Here is a 21,422-nt window from a genome sequence, read left to right as displayed (position 1 = left end):
CCCGCCCGCCATCCCGTGCAGGATGCGCATGCATGATACAGGCGGGATTGAAAACAACAGACGTTACGAAGGGAATGTGTGCGTGAAAGATCAGGTTGACAGCTATGTCACCGAGGACGGGCGCACCATTGGGCCCGTCGTTATGGAGATGAAGAACATCACCCTTCGCTTCGGTGGTGTGGAGGCGATCAAGGATATTTCCTTTGATATACGTGAGGGTGAGATCCGGGCGATCATTGGGCCAAACGGCGCTGGCAAATCATCGATGCTGAACGTGATCTCGGGCTTCTACGTGCCGCAGGAGGGCGAAGTCTGGTACAAAGGTGCGCGCCGTCCGCCGATGAAGCCGTTCCAAGTGGCCCAGCAGGGGATCGCCCGAACTTTTCAGAATATCGCCTTGTTCGAAGGAATGAGTGTTCTCGACAATGTCATGACGGGGCGATTGACCCACATGAAAACCGGCATCTTTTCCCAGACGTTGTGGAAGGGGCGCGCGGAGCGCGAAGAGATCGAGAACCGCGAGGTGGCGGAGAAAATCATCGATTTTCTGGAAATTCAGGCCATACGGAAGACGCCGGTTTCGCGGCTGCCATATGGTTTGAAAAAGCGTGTCGAGTTGGCGCGCGCGCTTGCGGCCGAGCCATTGTTGCTTTTGCTCGATGAACCGATGGCAGGGATGAATGTCGAGGAGAAAGAGGATATGAGCCGCTTCATCCTTGATGTGAACGACGAATTCGGCACCACAATTGCGTTGATCGAGCACGACATGGGGGTCGTGATGGATCTGAGCGATCGTGTGGTTGTGATGGACTACGGCAAGAAGATTGGCGACGGCACGCCGCATGAGGTGCGCAATAACCAGGAGGTTATCGATGCATATCTGGGAGTGTCGCATGATTGAGGATTGGGAGACGCAAGATGCCTGAACAACTGGCGTATACGATAGAGGTGTTTCTCAACGGATTGATGGCGGGTGTGCTGTATGCCCTCGTCGCCCTGGGATTTGTTCTGATTTACAAGGCCTCGGGGATTTTCAACTATGCCCAAGGTGTCATGGCGCTGTTTGCGGCGATGACGCTTGTCGGGATTCAGAATGGACAGGTTCCGTTCGCGCATTTGATCAACGCGATTTTCGGCACGGACGTTCATAAGTTCGGCTGGTCGGTGCACAGCTTCGTCGCGATCGCGCTAACGGTAGTTGTAATGATCGGGCTTGCCTGGGCGGTGCAGCGGTTCGTCTTCCGGCATCTGGTCGGTCAGGAGGCGATCATCCTTTTCATGGCGACGATCGGCTTGGCTTATCTCCTTGAAGGTGTGGCGGATCTGATGTGGGGGTCGGAATTGAAGGCATTGGACGTCTGTGCAGCTGAGGGCGTCTGTCTGCCGCAGGGGCTGAACTCGTGGATCGACGAGACGACGTTCGAGACATTCGGGTACGGTTTCTTCATCGACAACCTTGATATCGTAGCCAGCATCGTCGCCGCCATACTGGTGGTCGGTCTGGTGATGTTCGCGCAGTACACCAAACAGGGCCGCGCGATGCGCGCGGTGGCCGACGACCACCAGGCGGCGCTGTCCGTCGGTGTATCTCTCAACTTTATCTGGATCCTCGTGTGGTCTCTTGCCGGGTTCGTGGCGCTGGTCGCCGGGATCATGTGGGGCGCGAAATCGGGGGTCCAGTTTTCGCTGTCGCTGATCGCCCTGAAAGCTCTGCCGGTGCTGATGCTTGGCGGGTTTACCTCGATCCCGGGTGCGATTGTCGGAGGATTGATCATCGGTGTGGGGGAGAAGTTGTTCGAATTCCTGATCGGGGCCCCGTTCCTGGGGGGTGCGACCGAGAACTGGTTTGCCTATATGCTGGCGCTGCTCTTTCTTGTGTTCCGCCCGCAGGGCTTGTTCGGGGAGCGGATCATTGAGCGTGTGTGACTGCGGCGATTGCCGGGCCGGGGCGCTGCCCCGGACCCCGGGATATTTTCAGCCAAAAGAAATAGGGAGCCCAGATCATGTTCTATCGTGAGGCAGGTGATTTCAATACTAGCTACGCCGAGGACCAGCAAACCTTTCCGATCAAGTTCGATCGGTATCGGTATTACGTGGTCTTGTTCATCGCCATCGTGGTCGTACCTTTCACGGTCAACGATTACTGGGTAAATTCGATTTTCATGCCGTTTCTGATCTATACGATCGCGGCTATCGGATTGAACATTCTTGTCGGGTACTGCGGACAGGTATCGCTGGGGACCGGTGGTTTCATGGCAGTGGGGGCATACGCGTGCTATAAGTTGATGACGGCGATGCCGGAGGTCAGCATGTTCATTCACGTGTTGCTCGCGGGTGTGATCACGGCGGCGGTCGGGGTGTTGTTCGGCCTCCCGAGTTTGCGCATCAAGGGCTTCTATCTGGCGGTGGCGACGCTAGCGGCACAGTTTTTTCTTGTGTGGCTGTTCAACCGCTTTCCATGGTTTTACAACTATTCCGCATCCGGCCAGATCAATGCGCCGGAGCGCGATACCTTTGGTATTATCATCACCGGACCCAGTACCGAAGCATGGGCGGCTTATGCGTTCTGTCTCGTCTTTACCATTTTCTCGGCCTACGTCGCGCGCAACCTGACGCGCGGCTCCGTGGGGCGGAAATGGATGGCGATCCGCGATATGGACATTGCTGCGGAAATTATCGGGGTCAATCCCTTACGAGCGAAGCTTACGGCATTTGCTGTTTCGTCGTTCTTTATCGGCATCTCAGGTGCTCTTTTCTTTGCGATCTATCTGGGCGCGGTAGAGGTCGGGGAGGCATTCGGGATCCAGAAGTCGTTCCTGGTGCTGTTCATGATCATTATCGGTGGATTGGGTAGTATATTCGGTTCATTCGCGGGTGCTGCCTTTCTGGTTCTCTTGCCGGTGGCCCTGAAGGTCGTTGGCGTTGACCTTCTTGGTTGGCCAACTGACATCGTCGCGCATTTGCAACTTGTGATCGTCGGACTGTTGATCATCGTGTTCCTCATCGCGGAGCCACACGGAATTGCGCAGTTGTGGCGCGTGGCGAAAGATAAATTAAGATTGTGGCCTTTCCCGCACTAGGGGATGGTTCACAGACGATAGGCGGGAAGAACCCGCAAGACCATTCGGATACATCCAAGGGAGGAAACACCGATGAAATTCAAACTAGGTACAATGGCCGTGGCCGCACTGATGGCAGCAAGTCCTGCGATGGCAGAACTGGTATTTCCATCACTAAGCTATCGCACGGGTCCCTATGCGGCGAGCGGTATTCCGTTTGCCGATGGCTATGCGGATTATTTCACCATGCTGAATGCGCGCGATGGCGGCATCGGCGGCGTGATGACGACCGTTCCCGAGTGTGAGACAGCCTACAACACCGAGAAAGGTGTGGAGTGCTACGAATCCCTGAAGGGCGGCGGCGGGCTGGTTTATCAACCGCTTTCCACGGGTATCACCTATCAGTTGATCCCCAAGGTCACCGCAGATAACATTCCCATGCTGACAACCGGTTTGGGCCGTACATCTGCCAAGAACGGCAGGGTCTTCAGCCACGTGTTCAACTTTCCGGCCAACTATTGGGATGGGGCATCCGTTGCAGTCAAGCATATGCTTGACGAAGAAGGTGGCGACCTGAGCGGCAAGAAAGTTACGCTGGTCTATCACAACTCTGCCTACGGCAAGGAGCCGATCCGCACGTTGACCGAGCTGTCCAAGAAGCACGGGTTCGAATTCAATGAAGTGCCTGTCGATCACCCGGGTCAGGAGCAAAAGTCGCAGTGGTTGCAAATCCGCCGCGACAAGCCGGATTACGTCATCATGTACGGCTGGGGCGTCATGAACCAGGTCGCTATTCAGGAAGCTGTCAATATCCGTTTCCCGATGGACAAGTTCATCGGTATCTGGTGGTCGGGTTCTGAAAATGACGTGCTGTCCGCAGGCGCGGGCGCCGATGGCTACAAGGCGGTGACGTTCCACAATGTCGGAGCCGACTATCCCCTGTATGACGACCTGAAAAAGTACGTCTATGACGAAGGCAAGGCTGCGGGCGCGGGCGATCAGTCCGGCACGGTGATCTACAACCGCGGGATCTATGGTGCGATGTTGGTGGCCGAAGCTGCCAAGAAGGCACAGGAAATCCACGGCACCGCCAACATCACGCCAAGCCAGATGCGCGACGGTATGGAAGCGCTGGAAATCACCGAAGAGAAAATGACCGAGCTTGGTCTTCCCGGCTTTGGTCCGGAGTTCAAGGTGACGTGTGAAAACCACGGCGGCAACGGTTTTGCCGCGATGACGCAGTGGAATGCCGAGACCAAGGAGTGGACATTGATCAGTGATTTCGTTCAGTCGGATCAGGAAGTGATCCAATCGTTGATCGAGGAAGATTCCAATGCCTACGCGGCAGAAAATTCCATCGAAGATCACTGCAGCTAAGGCAGCGGTCTCTCCGGCCGTCGCCCAGTGTGGCGGCCGGAGGATTACAGTATTTTCAAGAAGGTGAAGCCAGATGCTGGACGATGCCAAGACAACCGACGCGACGGTAGAGAACCTGCTTGAGGTCAACAACATCGAAGTGATCTATAATCACGTGATCCTTGTGTTGAAAGGCGTCAGTCTGAATGTGCCCAAGGGCGGGATCACCGCACTTTTGGGGGGCAATGGAGCGGGTAAGACCACCACCTTGAAGGCAATCAGCGGATTGCTGGCCAGTGAACGCGGCGAGGTCACTAAAGGGTCGATCAAGTACCGGGGCGACGCGATCCAGCACACCGATCCTGCCGAGACGGTTAAAAAGGGGGTCGTTCAGGTGATGGAAGGCCGCCACTGCTTCGAGCATCTGACGATCGAGGAAAATCTTCTGACAGGTGCGTACACGCGATCCGACGGTTCGGGTGCTATTTCGCAAGATCTGGAGATGGTCTATGAGTACTTTCCGCGTCTGCGCGAGCGACGCAGATCACAGGCCGGATATACGTCGGGCGGAGAACAACAGATGTGCGCGGTGGGCCGCGCGCTGATGAGCCGGCCGGAGACGATTTTGCTGGATGAGCCCTCGATGGGATTGGCGCCGCAACTGGTGGAACAGATTTTCGAGATTGTGAAAACGATCAACGAAAAAGAGGGCGTCACTTTCCTTTTGGCTGAGCAGAATACGAACGTCGCCCTGCGCTATTCGCATTACGGATACATCCTCGAATCGGGCCGCGTTGTGATGGACGGCCCTGCAGCAGATCTTCGTGAGAACCAGGATGTGAAGGAATTCTATCTTGGCATGTCGGACGAGGGCCGCAAATCCTTCCGTGATGTGCGCAGCTACCGCCGACGCAAACGTTGGCTGTCGTAATATGGATGTCTCGGCACACAGCGATGATCCGCATCTGATCGACCGTGTCGGTTGGTTGCGCGCCGCAGTTCTCGGCGCGAATGACGGCATCGTATCGGTGGCATCGTTGATCGTGGGTGTGGCCGCAGCTGAGCCGTCGCCGCGCGCGATCCTTATCGCGGGGGCCGCTGGTCTGGCTGCGGGTGCCATGTCGATGGCGGCCGGTGAATATGTAAGCGTTTCATCACAGGCGGATCTGGAAGCTGCGGATATCGCGCGTGAGCGTCAGGCGCTGAAAGACAACCCGAAGGCAGAAGAGATCGAGTTGGCAGGCATCTATGTCGCGCGCGGTCTGTCCGAAGCGACCGCGCGGCAGGTCGCGCGCGAGTTGACGCAGAACGATGCCCTCGGTGCACATGTGCGCGATGAATTGGGTCTGACGGAAAACCAGGCCGCCCAGCCGCTGTTGGCGGCGGCGGCATCCGCGGTCACCTTCAGCCTCTTTGCGGCGATACCGTTGATTGCGGCGGTCCTTGCGCCCGTGTCATCCATTATTCCTATCGTAGTTATCGTGACCCTGTTCGCCCTTGCCGGCCTTGGTGCGCTGGGGGCGCAGGCGGGGGGCGCCAGACTGGTTCCGGCGGCCACGCGTGTCGTGGTCTGGGGCGGTCTCGCAATGGCGGTCACGGCAGCAGTTGGGCGTTTGTTCGGCGTGGCCGTGTGAGTTTTCGGTGAAACAGACTGTGGGCGGATTGCCCACGACGAAAGATGAGTGAGTGTTATGACTTATTACGATGATCTGGAAACCCGCAGTACCACCCGGCGTGCCGAGGATTTGTCCAAGGCCCTTCCCGAGCAGATTGCCCGTGCCAAGAGCCTTTCGGGGTACGGCGGTGCGCTGGATAATGTCGACCCGTCAAGTATCACCAGCGCCGACGATCTGGCGGACCTGCCGGTCCTGCGGAAATCCGAATTGGGCAAGGCACAGTCAGCGGTCGCGCCGTTCGGCGGTTTCACCACCAGGGCCGCGCATGAGTTCAGCCATGTTTTCCAATCCCCCGGGCCGATCTACGAGCCGTCCAGTACCGATCCGGATTGGTGGCGCATGGGGCGGTTTCTGCACGGGCTTGGTATCGGTGCGGGTGATATCGTGCACAATTGCTTCGGTTACCACCTGACACCTGCGGGCATGATCTTTGAATCCGGCGCGCGCGCTGTTGGGGCTGCGGTATTGCCGGCGGGCACAGGTCAGACGGAGCTTCAGGTGATCGCGGCGCGTGACATTGGAACGACCGCTTATGCGGGCACTCCTGATTATCTCAAGGTGATCCTTGAGAAGGCGGATGAAATGGGTGTCGAGCTCAGGATCAGCAAGGCCGCCGTGGGTGGCGGCGCGTTGTTCCCTTCGCTGCGCGACTGGTACGCTGCACGTGGCATTACATGTCTGCAAAGCTATGCAACCGCCGATCTCGGCAGCATCGCCTACGAATCGCCTGCTGCCGAAGGGCTGATCGTTGACGAGGGCGTGATCGTCGAAATCGTAACGCCCGGAACCGGCGATCCGGTGCCGGAGGGCGAAGTGGGTGAGGTTGTCGTGACCACGCTCAATCCCGACTATCCGCTGATCCGATTTGCGACCGGTGATCTGAGTGCAGTGATGGCCGGTGAGTCGCCTTGCGGGCGTACCAATATGCGGATCAAGGGCTGGATGGGCCGCGCGGATCAGACGACCAAGATCAAGGGCATGTTCGTTCGTCCCGAACAGGTCGCACAGCTTGTTGCGTCCCATGATGACATCGAACGCGTGCGGGTTATTGCATCGCGCAGCGGTGAAACGGATATGATGACCGTTCGTATCGAATCCGACAGCAGCGATGCCGACGCGTTCGCGGCATCCGTTCAGCAGCTGTTGAAGCTCAAAGGAACCATCGAGATCGTTGCACCGGGAAGCCTGCCCAAGGATGGGCTGGTGATCGAGGACACGCGCACTTACGACTGATCCGGGCCTCTGGTAATTCCGACTTAAATAGTCGAAATGGAGACATGACACTGGCTCCGCTCTCTCACGCGACCCAAAGGAAACTGCCCCGCGACGGGCAGCGCGCTCTCTCGGCGGTGGCCATCCTCGTCGCTGTCATCTGCGCATTGCCGATGGTCGCCGTTGCAATCGCCGCGCTTTCGGGCGGCACACAGACAGTGCAGCATCTGCTGGAGACGGTTTTGCCCAGATACGCGGGTACGACCGCAGCACTGGCGGTCATGGTTGGATGTGGCACCTTCGCGGTCGGTGTCGGCGCGGCATGGCTGGTCACGATGACGCGGTTTCCCGGGGTGCGGATGCTCGAAGTGGCGCTCGTTCTACCTCTCGCGTTCCCGGCATATGTGCTTGCCTATGCCTATACCCACATTCTGGACCACCCCGGAATTGTGCAGACAACGCTGCGCGACGTCACTGGATGGGGGCCGCGCGACTATTGGTTTCCGGAAATCCGGTCGTTGGGCGGGGCGGTCGTCATGCTGGTTCTGGTCCTTTATCCCTATGTCTACCTGCTTGCCCGTGCTGCGTTTCTGCAACAAAGCGGGACCACGTTTCTGGCCGCGCGTGCACTGGGGTCCAGCGCGTGGTCAGCGTTCTTCAAGGTCAGTCTGCCGCTTGCCAGACCCGCAATCGCGGGCGGTGTTCTTCTCACCGTGATGGAAACAATCGCGGATTTCGGAACAGTGGCCTATTTCGGGGTCCAGACCTTTGCCACCGGCATCTACACAAGTTGGTTCTCGCTGTTCGATCGTGCAGGGGCCGCGCAATTGGCGCTTTGTCTTCTGAGCTTTGCGTTGCTGTTGGCGATGCTGGAGCGGTTACAGCGGGGCCGCGCGAAATACCATGACCCATCGCGGCAGGCTCAGGCCATGGCGCCCGCAGAACTGAAGGGCTGGCACGCGGCGGCGGCGATGGTCTTGTGTGGCGTACCCGTGGTGTTCGGAGCCGTCCTGCCAATCTTCGTGCTGTTCTGGATGGGGCTGGACTCAGAACAGAATCTGTTTGGAGCGCGCTATCTTGGCTTTATTCGCAACTCGGTGAAGCTGGCGTCCGTAGCAGCGATCGTGACCGTGTTCGCCGCGGTCAGCGTCGGGTTTTTTCAGCGTATGCGCGGGGGCCGCCTGTCTCAGTCAGCGGCCTATGTGGCAAGACTTGGCTATGCGGTGCCGGGCGGCGTTATCGCAGTGGGCCTGCTTGTGCCGTTCGCTGTTTTCGACAACGCGTTGGATGCCTGGATGCGCGAGACGTTCGGCGTCTCGACGGGTCTGCTGATCACGGGGTCGATCTGGCTTCTCGTGATTGCATACATGGTTCGTTTTCTTGCGGCAGCGTTGGGTGCCTATGAAGGTGGGCAGGCGATGGTGCACGCAAATATGGACGCGGCATCCCGTTCGTTGGGTCAAACGCCGCTGGGCACGCTGCGGCGGGTGCATTTGCCGATCCTTGCACCCAGTCTTTTGACTGCCTTGCTCATCGTTTTTGTTGACGTGATGAAAGAGCTGCCCGCGACGCTGATCATGCGCCCCTTCAATTTCGATACGCTTGCGGTGCAGGCGTATCGTTTGGCGAGTGATGAACGGCTTGAGGGTGCGGCCGTGCCCAGCCTGATCATCGTGGCGATGGGGCTGCTGCCGGTGGTACTGATCTGCCGGCAAATCGGGCGCAGGGGCGGCTAGGGCGCGCCGCAACGGGCACGCCCCTGGCGTCGTTCTTAATCGTTTGCGATCTTGTCTTGCGTTTTCGTGTCAAAATCGCTTGCGTCGTGACGCTCGTGCAACTGCATCGACAGATCGTCGCCGAAGGTACGGTTGACCATTCGGCCACGCGTGACAGCCGGTCGCGCGTCAATCGTCTTTGCCCACCGCATTACGTTCTCATAGCTCGCGACATCGAGGAACTCGGCCGCATCGTACAACCGTCCGAGAACCAGTTGCCCGTACCACGCCCAAATAGCGATATCGGCGATGGAATACTCGCCTGCAAACCACTCGTTATCCGCCAAATGCCGGTCAAGAACATCAAGCTGACGCTTCGTCTCCATTGTAAAACGGTTTATCGGATACTCGTATTTCTCTGGCGCATAGGCGTAAAAGTGACCGAACCCCCCTCCCAGATAGGGCGCAGAACCCATCTGCCAGAAAAGCCAGCTCATCATTTCGATTTTGCGTGCGGGATCGGTGGGTATGAGCGCGCCGAATTTTTCGGCGAGATACATCATGATCGACCCGGATTCAAATACCCGCTGCGGTGTATCGCCCGAATGGTCCATCAATGCAGGGATTTTCGAGTTCGGGTTTACGTCGACAAAGCCCGACCCGAATTGGTCGCCCTCTCCGATGTTGATCAGCCATGCGTCGTATTCGGCACCGCTGTGCCCCAGTTCCAGCAGTTCCTCGAGAACAATCGTCGCCTTCACGCCATTCGGGGTGGCCAGTGAGTAAAGCTGAAGGGGGTGTTTGCCGATTTCCAGGTCCTTGTCATGCGTCGGACCTGCGACAGGGCGATTGATCGAGGCGAATTTCCCACCGCTTTCTGCGTCGTGGGTCCAGACTTTGGGTGGGGTGTATTCGGTCATGTGGTGTCCTATTTTTGATTTTCCGCATTTGACAGATATAGTGTGAAGCTTGAGTGACAAGTGCCAGCGAGGTACCGATGGTGGTTAAGGCGTCGCAGTATTCGGCGCGAGAGAGGCTGGCCCATGACGTTTTCTAATCTCTGCGGACTCATCGCAGTTTCGATGATGCTCGCATGGGCCGTCCCTTCGCCGCAGGCACATGCCCAAACCGAGCGGCCCGATGAGGGGTTGATGTGGAACCGCACCGGCCTGCCTGCGGTATTCCCGCTTCAGGTAAAGACCCGGCCCGGCCAGAACTATGTCATCGTGCTGTCGCATGCTGCAACAGGGGAGGATGTGCTGGCGGCTTATATCATCGGCGGGCGGTTTTTCAGGGTGTTGGTCCCGCCCGGTACCTTCAACGTGCGGTTCGCGTCGGGAGAAGAATGGAAGGGCGAAGGTAAATGGTTCGGCGGCGATGGTCAGACACAGTTTTTGAAAATGCCCGAGCCGCTCAGCTTTGAAGTAAAGGGGTTAGGGGTGAAGGCTGGACATCTGATCGACCTGACCGACTCTGCGCCAGGACAGATGGCGCAGATATCAGTGGACCCGGTGCGGATATGCCAGGATGTCGACGTACGGTCGATTATCTGGTCCGAGGCCGAGAAAAGATGGGTATATCTCGCGGAACCCGGCGAGGCGGAACAATTCCGGCGTGGCCGTTCGCTCAAGATCCGGTCGAGATATTGCTGGGAGTAGCAGTTGAACTAAAAAAAAGGCCGCTCCGGCGAGAGCAGCCTTTTAGATCTCAAACAGAGCGCGGTTCAACCCTGACGGGCTTTGAACCGCTTCTGGGTCTTGTTGATAACATAAACGCGGCCTTTGCGACGCACAACGCGGCAGTCACGGTGCCGGTTCTTGAGCGAGCGGAGCGAATTGCGAACTTTCATAGTTCCTCTCCTTCCAAATCGTGGCGCGGGCCAGCGCCGGGTTACGGGCGACCCGTACGCAGCCTTGCGCAAGGGCCAGTGAATAAATGGTGGGCGATACTGGGATCGAACCAGTGACCCCTTCGATGTCAACGAAGTGCTCTACCGCTGAGCTAATCACCCACTTTGAACGCGAAATTTAGACCCCAAAACAAAAATGGGGCGCGAAAATCACGCGCCGTCTGCGTCCTATAAAAGGAGTCGCGCAGGTGATCAAGGCCTTTTGGCTTTCTTCTAAAATGCGCTATGTGTTTTCTCACGAAAGGATGCTCCGATGCCCTCTGTCGCCTTCGACGTCTCGCTGCCCCAGCGCCCTGCGGCCTGCGTTGTATTCGCATCGCCGCATTCCGGGCGCGACTATATGTGGTCCTTCATGCGGCAGACGGTTCTGAACGAACACGCGATTCGTTCGTCCGAAGACGCTTTCGTAGATAAGCTGTTCGAATGCGCCCCGGAATACGGAGCGGCTTTCATCAAGGCCGGTGCGCCGCGCGCCTTCGTGGATCTGAACCGGTCCGCCGACGAACTTGATCCCGCGTTGATCGAAGGTGTACGTCGGGTCGGTCACAATCCGCGCATCGCGTCTGGATTGGGTGTGATTCCGCGCGTTGTGGCGAACGGACGCGCCATTTATCGCGGCAAGATGACCCGCCACGAAGCGCAAAAGCGCATCGACAGGTATTGGACACCCTACCACCGCCGTTTGCAGGAGCTTCTGAGCAAAGCGCACGACAGGCACGGGCAGGCCGTCCTGGTCGACTGTCATTCGATGCCGCACGAAGCGATGGATGGTGTCGTGCGTGCCGGCCTCCGGCGACCCGACATTGTGTTGGGCGACCGGTATGGCGCTGCCGCCAGCGGCGATGTCGTCGATCGGATCGAGGCCGCGTTTGCCGAGGCCGGTTTCATCGTGACCCGGAATGCGCCTTTTGCCGGGGCCTATATTACTCAGGCCTACGGCAAACCCGCGCAGGGACAGCATGCGGTGCAGGTCGAAATCGACCGGTCGCTTTATATGAACGAGAAGCTGATCCGACCCAACGGAGACTTTGAAACGGTCCGCGCTGCATTGCGCAGGGTCGTATCTCAGATCGCACAGATCGGACAGGGTCGGGTACCGCTCGCGGCGGAATAGAAATTACTTCAGGTTTTTCGGACCGGTTGCTATCGCAATGCGCGCCCCTTCACGATGGCACGCTCACCGTACTTGTCTCTTATCTTGTCCGTCGCCCGCTCGGCTTTGCTGCGCTGTCCGGCAGTTGGATCAAGCAGATCACCCAGCTTATCCGCGCCCACCGCGTCGCTCAGATCCGATATACCACAGCCCAGCAGGCGGAATGGCCCCTTGTCGCCGACCTGATCGAACAAGCTGCGGGCGGTGCGGTAGATACGGTCCGCCAGCTGCGTCGGATCGCTGAGCGCCACCCGCCTCGATAGCAGTGTATGATCCGCCCGCTTGAGCTTCAGCGTGACCACCCGTCCGGCCAGATCCTTTGCCTTCGCGCGGTCCGCGACCTTCTCCGCCAACCGCCAGATGTGCCCATCGAGGATCTCGGGATCCGAGGTGTCGTCGCCGAACGTCGTTTCGTTCGAGATGGATTTCATCGGTGCATGCGCAGACACGCGCCTCAAGTCCTGACCGCGCGCCAAATGGTACAGGCGGTCGCCCATGCCGCCGAATCGCGCCACCAGATCCGTCTGGTCCCAGCGCAGCAGATCAGAAAAGCTGCGGATGCCCGCCTTTTCGAGCGATGCCTGCGCCGCGGCGCCCACGCCCCAGATCAAGCGCACCGGCTTGTCTCGCAAAAAAAGCTGTGTTTCCGCCGCGCCGATCACCGAATAGCCGCTTGGCTTGTCCAGATCCGAAGCGATCTTGGCCAGAAACTTGTTGTGGCTTAAACCGATGGAGCCGGTAAGCCCCAGTTCGGTCTTCATGCGCCGCACCAGGCGCGCTAGCATCACCGCCGGCGGTGCACCGTGCAACCGGGCCGTGCCGGTCATATCCAGAAACGCTTCGTCAAGAGACAGCGGTTCGATCGCGGGTGTCAGTTCCTCCATCATCGCGCGAATCGCGCGTGACGCGTCGATATAGACATCCATGCGAGGCTTGATAACGACAGCTTCGGGACACAGTTTTAGCGCTTGAAACATCGGCATCGCTGATCGGACGCCGCGAATTCGCGCCACATAGCACGCGGTCGAGACGACTCCGCGCCGTCCACCGCCGATGATGACCGGCTTACCCTCCAACGCAGGATTGTCCCGCTTTTCGACGGAGGCATAAAACGCGTCGCAATCCATGTGTGCAATCGAAAGATCGAACAATTCGGCATGGCGCACAATGCGCGGGCTGCCGCAGGAGGGGCAGCGTCGCGCAGCGTCGAACTGGGTCAGGCAGTCGCGGCAGACAGCGGGCATGGCGGGGATTGTGATCTGTTTCGGGATGCGGCAATCATACGGCCTTGATGCGGAGAGAGCCATGCAAATCGACGCGGACCCCCAGAACAACTTTGCGGGCGCCAAGCTCGCGCTGTATTTGGGCAGGGAGCTTGCGGTTATACTGCGCGACGACGTGCCGGGGCTGGAGTATCCTGGGTATTGGGACCTTCCCGGCGGCGGCCGCGAGAACGATGAGACGCCGGTGGCCTGCGCTTTGCGGGAATGCCGCGAAGAATTGGGCCTTTGTGTTCCACGCAAACGGATTGTCTGGGCCAGACCCTTTTCGGAGCCCGAAGGCACAAAGTGGTTTTTCGTGGCGGAAATGCCTGCAGCGGCTGTGGATGATATCCGGTTTGGCGATGAGGGGCAAAGATGGGCGCTGATGGGGGACCGAGAGTATCTCGGTCACCCCAAGGCGATTCCCGCATTTCAGGAGCGGCTCAAACTTTGGCTGGAACTGCGCGGCAGCGCGGACTGAACCCTTGGAGGCGACAGAAAAACCCCCCCGCAAAATTTGCGGGGGGAAGGTGACGAACTTAGAGAAGAACCAGTCCGTCGGGGAGTATCACCGATATTAATGTAACATAGAATGTACTGAATACCGTAAGACGTAGCTGTATCAGGGGATCAAAAATACGTACTTGTGACGGATTTAGCACGCGCCTAGGTTGAAGTTGTTGACCCATCAATTTCTGCCAGAATGTCAGCTGCCGCAGCCGCTGGGTCGGGCGCTCGGTGGATCGGTCGCCCTACGACAATATGATTTGCACCGTTTTCAATGGCTTGCGCAGGTGTTGCCACTCTCTTCTGATCGCCCGCAGCAGCGCCTGCGGGGCGGACGCCGGGTGTAACGATTAGACGGCTTTCAGCTTCTGGTTGATCTCGGATCAACCGCGCTTCTTGCGGTGAAGCGATCACACCATCCGCACCAGCCTCAAATGCGCGTATGGCGCGGGTGACAACCATCTCGTAAATCTGCCCCTCCTGCATCATGCAGGCGTCAAGGTCATTGCGGTCGAGTGATGTGAGAATGGTGACGGCAAGGATTTTCAGATTACTTCCGGCAGCGCCTTCCTTGGCCGCACGGACGACATGCGGATCGCCGTGCACGGTCAGAAAATCGAGATCGAACTGAGCCAGCCCGCGCACGGCCGCCTCGACTGTTGCGCCGATGTCGAACAGCTTCATATCCAGAAAGATGCGCTTTCCGTGCTCTTGCTTCAGCTCGTTGGCAAGGGCCAACCCGCCACCTGTCAGCATGCCGAGGCCGATCTTGTAGAACCCTACCGCCGGGCCGATCCGTTCGGCCAACTCCAGACCCGCGATAGCGTTCGGAACATCGAGGGCAACAATTAGGCGGTCATCGGACATGGGAAGAACTCCTGCGGGATTAGTTTTGTGCAAACGATTTTGGGGTTAGGTGATGGGCTGGCTTTTGTCCATCGACATCTAAATAGATCATTGCAGCGTCCAAAAAAAACCCGGTCTCGCACAGGGCGGACCGGGTCAGTGACAGAGACAGTGCAGGCAGGCAAACGTCTCTGATTTGCGGGGCCTCGGTGTGTGCAGGGACAGTCAGGCACACCCGGATGAAAGCCCGGCGCAATGGAATAATCTGGTCAGGCGGCGTCGCTGTTCGGCATAAGCCCGAGCTGCGCCAGCCATGTCCGCGGGTCAAACCTTGCCCGGCCAGCGCGAAGCGTTGGCGCGTGCCGACGCATCTGGGAATAAAAGCCTGTCCCCTTGCGATCCTGTCTCATGGCTTGGGTCTTCAACCCCTTCGCCGCATCCTCGAAGCTGGTGCTGATAGGCGCCTCAATGGCGCAGGCGTACCGGCGCGCTTTTCCGTTGCCTTCGATCGTCACCAACGCCTCGAAAGACTGGGTGCCGGCATTGTAGATCACATCATTCAAATGAATACGTTTCTGTTTCATCGCTTCACCTCATGTACCCGCTTGTTTCGTGGGCCTTTTTAGTTGTTAGTGCTTATTTGGGCACTGTTTCCAAGAATTAAACGTCTGAGATTGATAATCGTTTCATGCGACGCTCGAATATTAGCACGAATCGAATAAAATTGCATATTTGCAGGACGTTACTCTAGGCGAATTTTCGCCCAAATGGATCCCGATTGATGGGTTTCAGGCCCAAACGAAGGGTAACGGACCCATGCATCGAATCATCATACCGCTATTTTTTGCAGCCGTTTGATCTTGATCAGACGGGCAAGGTTCCCAATTAGATAAGCGTAGGTCCACACAAACAGGCATGCCGCAAAGCGGGTGCACCACATGTGGACGCTTATTGAAAAGGAGAGAACCATGGACTTGAGCAAGTTCACGGAGAGGTCGCGCGGTTTTGTGCAGGCGGCCCAGACGATTGCAGCTCGGGAAAGCCACCAGCGGTTGGCGCCTGAACATCTACTCAAGGCATTGCTTGACGACGAAGAGGGACTTGCGAGTAACCTCATCGCGGCATCCGGCGGGCAACCGGAGCTTGTGCGCGAAGGCGTTGCGCTTGCGTTAGGCAAGATGCCCCAGGTCAGCGGCGATGCCGCGCAAACCTATCTCGACAGTGCCACCGCACGCGTTCTGGCCGAGGCCGAAGCTTTGGCGAAGAAGGCCGGGGACAGCTTTGTTCCGGTCGAGCGGCTGTTGATGGCATTGGCGATGGTGAAGTCCGGTGCGAAAACCGCGCTGGAAGCGGGGAAAGTGTCGGCGCAAAATCTGAACACCGCGATTAATGATCTGCGCAAGGGCCGCACCGCCGACAGTGCCAGCGCCGAAGAGGGTTATGATGCGCTGAAAAAATATGCGCAGGATCTGACGGAGCGTGCGGAGGCGGGCAAGATCGACCCGATTATCGGCCGTGACGAAGAAATACGCCGCGCGATGCAGGTGCTCAGCCGCCGCACCAAGAACAATCCGGTGCTGATCGGTGAACCGGGCGTCGGCAAGACGGCCATCGCCGAAGGTCTGGCCTTGCGCATCGTCAACGGCGACGTGCCGGAATCCTTGCGCAACAAACGTCTGCTGGCGCTCGACATGGGTGCGCTCATCGCCGGTGCGAAATACCGCGGCGAATTCGAAGAACGGCTGAAATCCGTGCTGACCGAGGTGACTGAGGCCGCTGGCGAGATTGTTCTGTTCATCGACGAGATGCACACGCTTGTCGGCGCCGGTGCGGGCGATGGCGCGATGGATGCGGCGAACCTGATCAAACCGGCGCTTGCGCGCGGGGAGTTGCACTGCATCGGGGCGACCACCCTGAATGAATATCGCAAATACGTCGAGAAAGACGCGGCTTTGGCCCGGCGTTTCCAGCCGGTAATGATTACGGAACCGACGGTGGAAGACACCGTGTCTATCCTGCGTGGCATCAAGGAGAAGTATGAACTGCACCACGGTGTACGGATCTCCGACAGCGCGCTTGTCGCGGCGGCGACGCTTTCGCACCGCTACATCACGGACCGTTTCCTGCCCGACAAAGCGATCGACCTGATGGACGAAGCCGCTTCGCGTCTGCGCATGGAAGTAGACAGCAAGCCCGAAGAGCTGGATGCGCTTGATCGCCAGATCCTGCAATTGCAGATCGAGGAAGAGGCGTTGAAGCTGGAGGACGATCAGGCCTCGAAAGACCGTCTGGAAACGCTCCAGAAGGATCTTTCCGGTCTTCAGGACCGCAGCGCGACGATGACCGCCGCATGGCAGGCCGAACGCGACAAGCTGGGCCAGGCGCGTGACATCAAGGAAAAGCTGGACCGCGCGCGTGCCGATCTCGACATTGCCAAACGGGAAGGCAATCTCGCACGAGCGGGTGAGCTGTCCTACGGTGTGCTACCGCAGCTCGAACGAGAGCTCGAAGAGGCTGAGAAACGTGAAGACGGCATGTTGGTCGAAGAAGCGGTGCGTCCTGAACAGATCGCAAGTGTTGTCGAACGCTGGACGGGTATTCCTGCCGGCAAGATGCTGGAAGGAGAGCGGGACAAGCTGCTCGGCATGGAAGAAAAACTGCACGGTCGCGTGATCGGGCAGGACGCAGCGGTGAAGGCCGTGGCGAACGCGGTTCGCCGCGCGCGCGCGGGTCTGAACGACGAGAACCGGCCGCTCGGCTCTTTCCTGTTTCTTGGCCCCACAGGTGTGGGCAAGACCGAGCTGACCAAGGCCGTGGCCGAGTTCCTCTTCGATGACGAGCACGCAATGGTGCGTATCGACATGTCGGAATACATGGAAAAGCACGCTGTATCCCGCCTTATCGGCGCGCCTCCCGGTTATGTCGGTTATGACGAGGGTGGGTCGCTGACCGAAGCGGTGCGGCGCAGGCCCTATCAGGTTGTGCTGTTCGATGAGGTCGAAAAAGCGCATCCGGATGTGTTCAACGTGTTGTTGCAGGTGCTCGACGATGGTGTGCTGACCGATGGTCAGGGACGGACCGTTGATTTCAAGCAGACACTGATCGTTCTGACGTCAAACCTCGGGGCACAGGCGCTTAGCATGGCGCCCGACGGCAGCGACATGGTTCAGGCCAAGCGCGACGTGATGGAGGCGGTGCGCGCCCATTTCCGTCCCGAATTCCTGAACCGTCTGGACGAGACGATCATATTTGATCGCCTGAATCGTGCTGATATGGATGGCATCGTGACGATCCAGATGCAGCGTTTGCTCAAACGTCTGGCCGGGCGCAAGATTCAGCTCGACCTGACCGATGATGCCCGCAAATGGCTGGCGGACGAAGGTTATGATCCGGTGTTCGGTGCGCGGCCGCTCAAGCGGGTGATCCAGTCCGCGTTGCAGAACCCGCTGGCCGAGATGTTGCTGGCAGGGGATATCAACGATGGTGACACGGTGCCAGTCAGCGCCGGCCCCGACGGACTGATCATCGGGGACAGGATCGCGGCGGCCAACCGGCCCAAGCCGGACGATGCCACCGTCCACTGACGCAAAAAGGCCCGCAGAAATGCGGGCCTTTTCAGTTGCAGACGTTCAGTTCAGAAGATGAAATCGGTTTCTTGGACCGGCCACATATTGAGGGCATTCGCGGAATTGACTGACAACGATGTCGCCGTGTCATACGTATCGTCAAAGTTGAAAGAGATTATATAGGTCTGTCCAAGCGTCAGCCCCTGAAGGTTTACGCCATCCTGGGAATCCCCTGAGCCGACGGCCCCGTGGATGATATCACCCTCCAGCATGGTATGGTTCCCGCTCGCATACGCAATGATTGTTGCATCGTATGTCCTAATGAAAACCGCCATCTATTTCAGTCTAGCTGATGTTATTCAAAAACGTGGCGGGTAAAGGACGTGGCGGGTAAAGCGTTGATCGTGGTCGCGGTCCGATCAGTAAAACTGGTTAACGACACGTACGGTTTTAGAAAGGTTTGCGGCAGATCAGGGTGTGCGACAACAGATGGGCTTTCCTGCGTCGCGGTCAGGATGGGCGCGTACCGCAGCGGCCTGAACCCCTCTGGACAGTTCGCGCAAATTGCGTTCGCAACGAAAGAACCCGCCGACCTGTCAATCGGTGGGCATCCTGGCCTCAGTATCCCAACAGGGAATAAGGAACCTGGCACGAGGAAGGTGTCGATGACGGGGGTGACCCCGTTGGATGCCTCAATGTCCGCTGTCGTCACGGTCGCATTAATGAGCATCACACTTTGTTCAGATCGAGGTTGATCGTGTCGCACTCGACTGTCGCGGCTCCCATGACGACGCTGAGATCCGTGTGGTCATCACCTCGCCCGGCACGACATGGTATTTCAGGACCGAAGTCCGCACTTCCTTGCCCGTTCCTTCAGGCAGCACATCAAACGCGGAATCCGTTTGCGCAGTGAATGGTCCTGCACCTTTCAGCGTTTCGACCAGAGCGGCAACTTCGACGGCGGCGAGCAGTGTTGTGAATTCACCGTCTTCCCTGGCTGTATCACCGATATTTTTCGAGTGCCCGCCCGTGAACGCGGCGGTGCTCTTGGGCGCAGTGTTTTGCATTTTCCCGCCGGTGAGATCGGTAGCTCAATTCCTAACCCGGTGACGGCATCGGATTTCTGACAAACAAGTGACAGGTCTGAAATGTCAGTCGAAACGTTTGGTGCCGCCGCAAACCCGCCCTAGGTACATTTCATGGAGTACAAGGAGATCACACCATGGCACTGCGCTGGAAGAACACGCTCAAAGACCACCACGTCACTGACGAGAAGCTGTTTCTCAACAGGCGGCAGATCATGGGGGGCGCCGTCGCTGGCCTTGGACTTGGAACGATCGGGGGTGATCTTCAGGCCGCCCCCGAAGGGCTGGAGCCCAATCCCTACGAGGACATCACGCAATACAACAACTACTATGAGTTCGGTACCGGCAAGGATGATCCTTCGCGGTATGCCAACGCATTGACAACCGAGCCCTGGTCGGTGACGATTGGCGGAATGGTCGACCGGCCCGGCGACTACGGGTTCGAAGACATCATGAAGGCGATGACCATCGAGGACCGTCTTTACAGGTTCCGCTGTGTCGAGGCGTGGTCGATGGTCATTCCGTGGAACGGTTTCGAACTTGCCGACCTGCTGGACATGGCCGGGGTACAGTCGTCAGCCAAATACGTCGCCTTCGAGACGGCGTACCGGCCCGACGAGATGCCGGGGGTCAAGTATCCTGTGCTGGAATGGCCCTATGTCGAAGGCCTTCGTCTGGATGAGGCGGTGCATCCGCTGACCATCATGGCGACGGGCATTTACGGCAAGGACATTCCGAAGCAGAACGGCGCGCCGCTGCGCCTTGTGGTGCCGTGGAAGTACGGGTTCAAATCCATCAAGTCTGTCGTGCGGATCACGCTGACAGATACGCAGCCACCAACCAGTTGGAACAAGGCCAACGCGGGAGAGTACGGATTTTACGCCAACGTGAACCCGCAGGTGGATCACCCGCGCTGGTCGCAGGCATCGGAACGGCCCGTCGGGGGCGGGTTGTTTTCCAGGCGGCAACCGACCCTGATGCTCAACGGGTATGAGGAAGACGTCGCCGACCTCTATGCCGGTATGGATCTCGTCAGGAACTTCTAGCGTACTCCATGGACGGCACGGGCGCCAAAGAGCGAACCCCGGCTTTTGTAAACAGCAGGTAATGGTCTGTCAGGCCGGAAGGATCAAAGAATGTCGGGCGCGGTTGGTTGGCTGAACGGTTTCCTGCGCAAGGTCCCCGTGTGGAGTGTGTATATAGTGTGCCTGTCCGCCGCCCCCTGGCTTCTCTATCTGGCGCAAACTGGAGGGCTTGGGCGCGAGCCGATCAAGGCGCTGGAGCATGAGCTGGGAGAAATCGCGTTGCAGCTTTTGATTGTCGGGCTTTGTGTGACGCCGTTGCGCCAGTACATCGGGCTGAACCTGATGCCGTTCCGGCGCACGATCGGTATTCTCGCGTTCATATTTGTGAGCCTGCATCTTTTGGTTTGGGTCGTTCTGGACATGAATCTGCTGTGGGCGCAGATGTGGGCCGACATCTGGAAGCGCCCCTACATAACAGTCGGGATGGCGGGGTTTGTCGTGTTGCTCCCGCTGGTGGCCACTTCCAATAACTTCGCGGTGCGCAAGCTGGGTCCCGCCGCGTGGCGCAAGCTGCACAAGCTGACCTATCTGGCCGTGACTTTAGGCGGAGTTCATTATCTGTGGCTCGTGAAGGGCATCCAGATCGAACCAATCATCTATATGACCGTGATTCTCGGATTGCTGTCGCTGCGACTCGTGAAACCGAAGCGGAAGCGCGCTTCATCGTCTTAGGGGTTCGGGGCGCGCAGAACAGCGCAGATTCGGACGTCGCGAGTCGCTGATTCCACGTTGTATCGCGCTTCTCTGAGGTGAATGTTGTGGGTAAGGCTGTGGATAAGTTGCAATGACCGAAACGACCCGCCAAAACTGACCTATCGTCAGCGTAATAATCCGTCAGCAGAACTTCCGTTTGCGCAATCAAATGTCGCTAATATGCTGTTTTCTCGCAAAAACGCGGAAAACGAAGAAAAATGCATTTTCTATGAAGAAAGGTGTTGCGGGAAATGTGTGTTAGGCCTAGAACCCCCTTCACCGGCGGCGCAGTGATGCA

Annotated in this window: 22 protein-coding genes and 1 tRNA gene; 14 read left to right on the top strand and 9 right to left on the bottom strand. The window is 58.2% G+C overall.

Annotated features, from left to right (window positions below):
- Positions 1 to 82 precede the first annotated feature (82 nt).
- The 8 genes from Q1A06_RS09450 to Q1A06_RS09415 all read left to right on the top strand — a co-directional run bounded on the left by Q1A06_RS09450 (position 83) and on the right by Q1A06_RS09415 (position 9,039).
- Positions 83 to 901: an ABC transporter ATP-binding protein gene (locus tag Q1A06_RS09450; protein ID WP_299562162.1), complete on the top strand. Its 819-nt coding sequence runs from the start codon at positions 83 to 85 to the stop codon at positions 899 to 901.
- A 17-nt stretch (positions 902 to 918) separates the two neighbouring features.
- The gene (locus tag Q1A06_RS09445; RefSeq protein WP_299562159.1) at positions 919 to 1,926 is read left to right on the top strand and encodes a branched-chain amino acid ABC transporter permease; all 1,008 of its coding nucleotides are present in this window, start codon (positions 919 to 921) and stop codon (positions 1,924 to 1,926) included.
- 77 nt (positions 1,927 to 2,003) lie between these two features.
- Positions 2,004 to 3,080 (top strand): branched-chain amino acid ABC transporter permease, encoded by a 1,077-nt coding sequence (locus Q1A06_RS09440; RefSeq protein ID WP_299562156.1) that lies wholly within the window; start codon positions 2,004 to 2,006, stop codon positions 3,078 to 3,080.
- A gap of 72 nt (positions 3,081 to 3,152) precedes the next feature.
- A complete protein-coding gene (locus Q1A06_RS09435; RefSeq protein ID WP_299562154.1) occupies positions 3,153 to 4,436 on the top strand; it encodes an ABC transporter substrate-binding protein in 1,284 nt (427 codons plus the stop codon).
- A 73-nt stretch (positions 4,437 to 4,509) separates the two neighbouring features.
- Positions 4,510 to 5,346: an ABC transporter ATP-binding protein gene (locus Q1A06_RS09430; RefSeq protein WP_299562151.1), complete on the top strand. Its 837-nt coding sequence runs from the start codon at positions 4,510 to 4,512 to the stop codon at positions 5,344 to 5,346.
- A gap of 1 nt (position 5,347) precedes the next feature.
- Positions 5,348 to 6,049: a VIT1/CCC1 transporter family protein gene (locus Q1A06_RS09425; protein WP_299562148.1), complete on the top strand. Its 702-nt coding sequence runs from the start codon at positions 5,348 to 5,350 to the stop codon at positions 6,047 to 6,049.
- Positions 6,050 to 6,106: 57 nt separating this feature from the next.
- The gene (locus Q1A06_RS09420; RefSeq protein WP_299562145.1) at positions 6,107 to 7,324 is read left to right on the top strand and encodes a phenylacetate--CoA ligase family protein; all 1,218 of its coding nucleotides are present in this window, start codon (positions 6,107 to 6,109) and stop codon (positions 7,322 to 7,324) included.
- 44 nt (positions 7,325 to 7,368) lie between these two features.
- The gene (locus Q1A06_RS09415) at positions 7,369 to 9,039 is read left to right on the top strand and encodes an iron ABC transporter permease (protein ID WP_299562142.1); all 1,671 of its coding nucleotides are present in this window, start codon (positions 7,369 to 7,371) and stop codon (positions 9,037 to 9,039) included.
- A gap of 35 nt (positions 9,040 to 9,074) precedes the next feature.
- Here the strand turns inward: Q1A06_RS09415 and yghU are convergent, their stop codons facing one another.
- Positions 9,075 to 9,938 carry a glutathione-dependent disulfide-bond oxidoreductase gene (yghU, locus tag Q1A06_RS09410; protein WP_299562139.1) on the bottom strand — a complete coding sequence of 288 codons (864 nt, stop codon included), beginning with the start codon at positions 9,936 to 9,938 and terminating at the stop codon, positions 9,075 to 9,077.
- A 123-nt stretch (positions 9,939 to 10,061) separates the two neighbouring features.
- Between yghU and Q1A06_RS09405 the strand changes: the two genes are divergently transcribed.
- Positions 10,062 to 10,676: a hypothetical protein gene (locus Q1A06_RS09405; protein ID WP_299562136.1), complete on the top strand. Its 615-nt coding sequence runs from the start codon at positions 10,062 to 10,064 to the stop codon at positions 10,674 to 10,676.
- 65 nt (positions 10,677 to 10,741) lie between these two features.
- Here Q1A06_RS09405 and ykgO read toward each other — a convergent pair whose 3' ends face one another.
- Both ykgO and Q1A06_RS09395 read right to left on the bottom strand, forming a co-directional pair.
- Positions 10,742 to 10,867 carry a type B 50S ribosomal protein L36 gene (ykgO, locus tag Q1A06_RS09400; protein WP_025058716.1) on the bottom strand — a complete coding sequence of 42 codons (126 nt, stop codon included), beginning with the start codon at positions 10,865 to 10,867 and terminating at the stop codon, positions 10,742 to 10,744.
- An 87-nt stretch (positions 10,868 to 10,954) separates the two neighbouring features.
- Positions 10,955 to 11,029: transfer RNA gene (locus tag Q1A06_RS09395), tRNA-Val, on the bottom strand.
- Positions 11,030 to 11,180: 151 nt separating this feature from the next.
- On the opposite strand from Q1A06_RS09395, the gene Q1A06_RS09390 reads away from it, so the two are divergent.
- The gene (locus Q1A06_RS09390; RefSeq protein ID WP_299562133.1) at positions 11,181 to 12,041 is read left to right on the top strand and encodes an N-formylglutamate amidohydrolase; all 861 of its coding nucleotides are present in this window, start codon (positions 11,181 to 11,183) and stop codon (positions 12,039 to 12,041) included.
- A gap of 29 nt (positions 12,042 to 12,070) precedes the next feature.
- On the opposite strand, the gene Q1A06_RS09385 is transcribed toward Q1A06_RS09390, so the two are convergent.
- Complete coding sequence (locus tag Q1A06_RS09385; RefSeq protein WP_299562130.1) at positions 12,071 to 13,324, bottom strand: DNA polymerase IV; 1,254 nt, start codon at positions 13,322 to 13,324, stop codon at positions 12,071 to 12,073.
- A 61-nt stretch (positions 13,325 to 13,385) separates the two neighbouring features.
- Between Q1A06_RS09385 and Q1A06_RS09380 the strand changes: the two genes are divergently transcribed.
- Complete coding sequence (locus Q1A06_RS09380) at positions 13,386 to 13,823, top strand: NUDIX hydrolase (RefSeq protein ID WP_299562127.1); 438 nt, start codon at positions 13,386 to 13,388, stop codon at positions 13,821 to 13,823.
- A 185-nt stretch (positions 13,824 to 14,008) separates the two neighbouring features.
- Here the strand turns inward: Q1A06_RS09380 and pyrF are convergent, their stop codons facing one another.
- On the bottom strand, positions 14,009 to 14,716 hold the full coding sequence (gene pyrF / locus Q1A06_RS09375) for an orotidine-5'-phosphate decarboxylase (RefSeq protein WP_299562124.1): 708 nt from the start codon (positions 14,714 to 14,716) through the stop codon (positions 14,009 to 14,011).
- Positions 14,717 to 14,964: 248 nt separating this feature from the next.
- Positions 14,965 to 15,279 (bottom strand): orotidine 5-phosphate decarboxylase, encoded by a 315-nt coding sequence (locus Q1A06_RS09370; RefSeq protein WP_299562121.1) that lies wholly within the window; start codon positions 15,277 to 15,279, stop codon positions 14,965 to 14,967.
- A 384-nt stretch (positions 15,280 to 15,663) separates the two neighbouring features.
- Here Q1A06_RS09370 and clpB point away from each other — a divergent pair, with 384 nt between their 5' ends.
- On the top strand, positions 15,664 to 18,279 hold the full coding sequence (gene clpB, locus Q1A06_RS09365) for an ATP-dependent chaperone ClpB (protein ID WP_299562118.1): 2,616 nt from the start codon (positions 15,664 to 15,666) through the stop codon (positions 18,277 to 18,279).
- A gap of 50 nt (positions 18,280 to 18,329) precedes the next feature.
- On the opposite strand, the gene Q1A06_RS09360 is transcribed toward clpB, so the two are convergent.
- From Q1A06_RS09360 to Q1A06_RS09350, 3 genes are all read right to left on the bottom strand, one after another.
- Positions 18,330 to 18,533, bottom strand: coding sequence for a hypothetical protein (locus Q1A06_RS09360; protein ID WP_299562115.1), 204 nt, complete (start codon positions 18,531 to 18,533; stop codon positions 18,330 to 18,332).
- 83 nt (positions 18,534 to 18,616) lie between these two features.
- Positions 18,617 to 18,991, bottom strand: a complete 375-nt coding sequence (locus Q1A06_RS09355; RefSeq protein ID WP_299562112.1) for a hypothetical protein — start codon at positions 18,989 to 18,991, stop codon at positions 18,617 to 18,619.
- 10 nt (positions 18,992 to 19,001) lie between these two features.
- Positions 19,002 to 19,328 (bottom strand): fasciclin domain-containing protein, encoded by a 327-nt coding sequence (locus Q1A06_RS09350; protein ID WP_299562109.1) that lies wholly within the window; start codon positions 19,326 to 19,328, stop codon positions 19,002 to 19,004.
- 155 nt (positions 19,329 to 19,483) lie between these two features.
- Here Q1A06_RS09350 and msrP point away from each other — a divergent pair, with 155 nt between their 5' ends.
- Together msrP and msrQ are read left to right on the top strand one after the other, a co-directional pair.
- Positions 19,484 to 20,392 carry a protein-methionine-sulfoxide reductase catalytic subunit MsrP gene (gene msrP, locus Q1A06_RS09345; protein WP_299562106.1) on the top strand — a complete coding sequence of 303 codons (909 nt, stop codon included), beginning with the start codon at positions 19,484 to 19,486 and terminating at the stop codon, positions 20,390 to 20,392.
- Between the two features lie 90 nt (positions 20,393 to 20,482).
- Positions 20,483 to 21,103 carry a protein-methionine-sulfoxide reductase heme-binding subunit MsrQ gene (msrQ, locus tag Q1A06_RS09340; RefSeq protein WP_299562103.1) on the top strand — a complete coding sequence of 207 codons (621 nt, stop codon included), beginning with the start codon at positions 20,483 to 20,485 and terminating at the stop codon, positions 21,101 to 21,103.
- The last annotated feature ends 319 nt before the right edge of the window (positions 21,104 to 21,422 follow it).

It is taken from the genome of uncultured Sulfitobacter sp., assembly GCF_947497275.1.
GTDB lineage: Bacteria > Pseudomonadota > Alphaproteobacteria > Rhodobacterales > Rhodobacteraceae > Sulfitobacter.
Note: the sequence above shows the minus strand (reverse complement) of the source record. Positions and strands in the feature narration are given on the sequence as shown.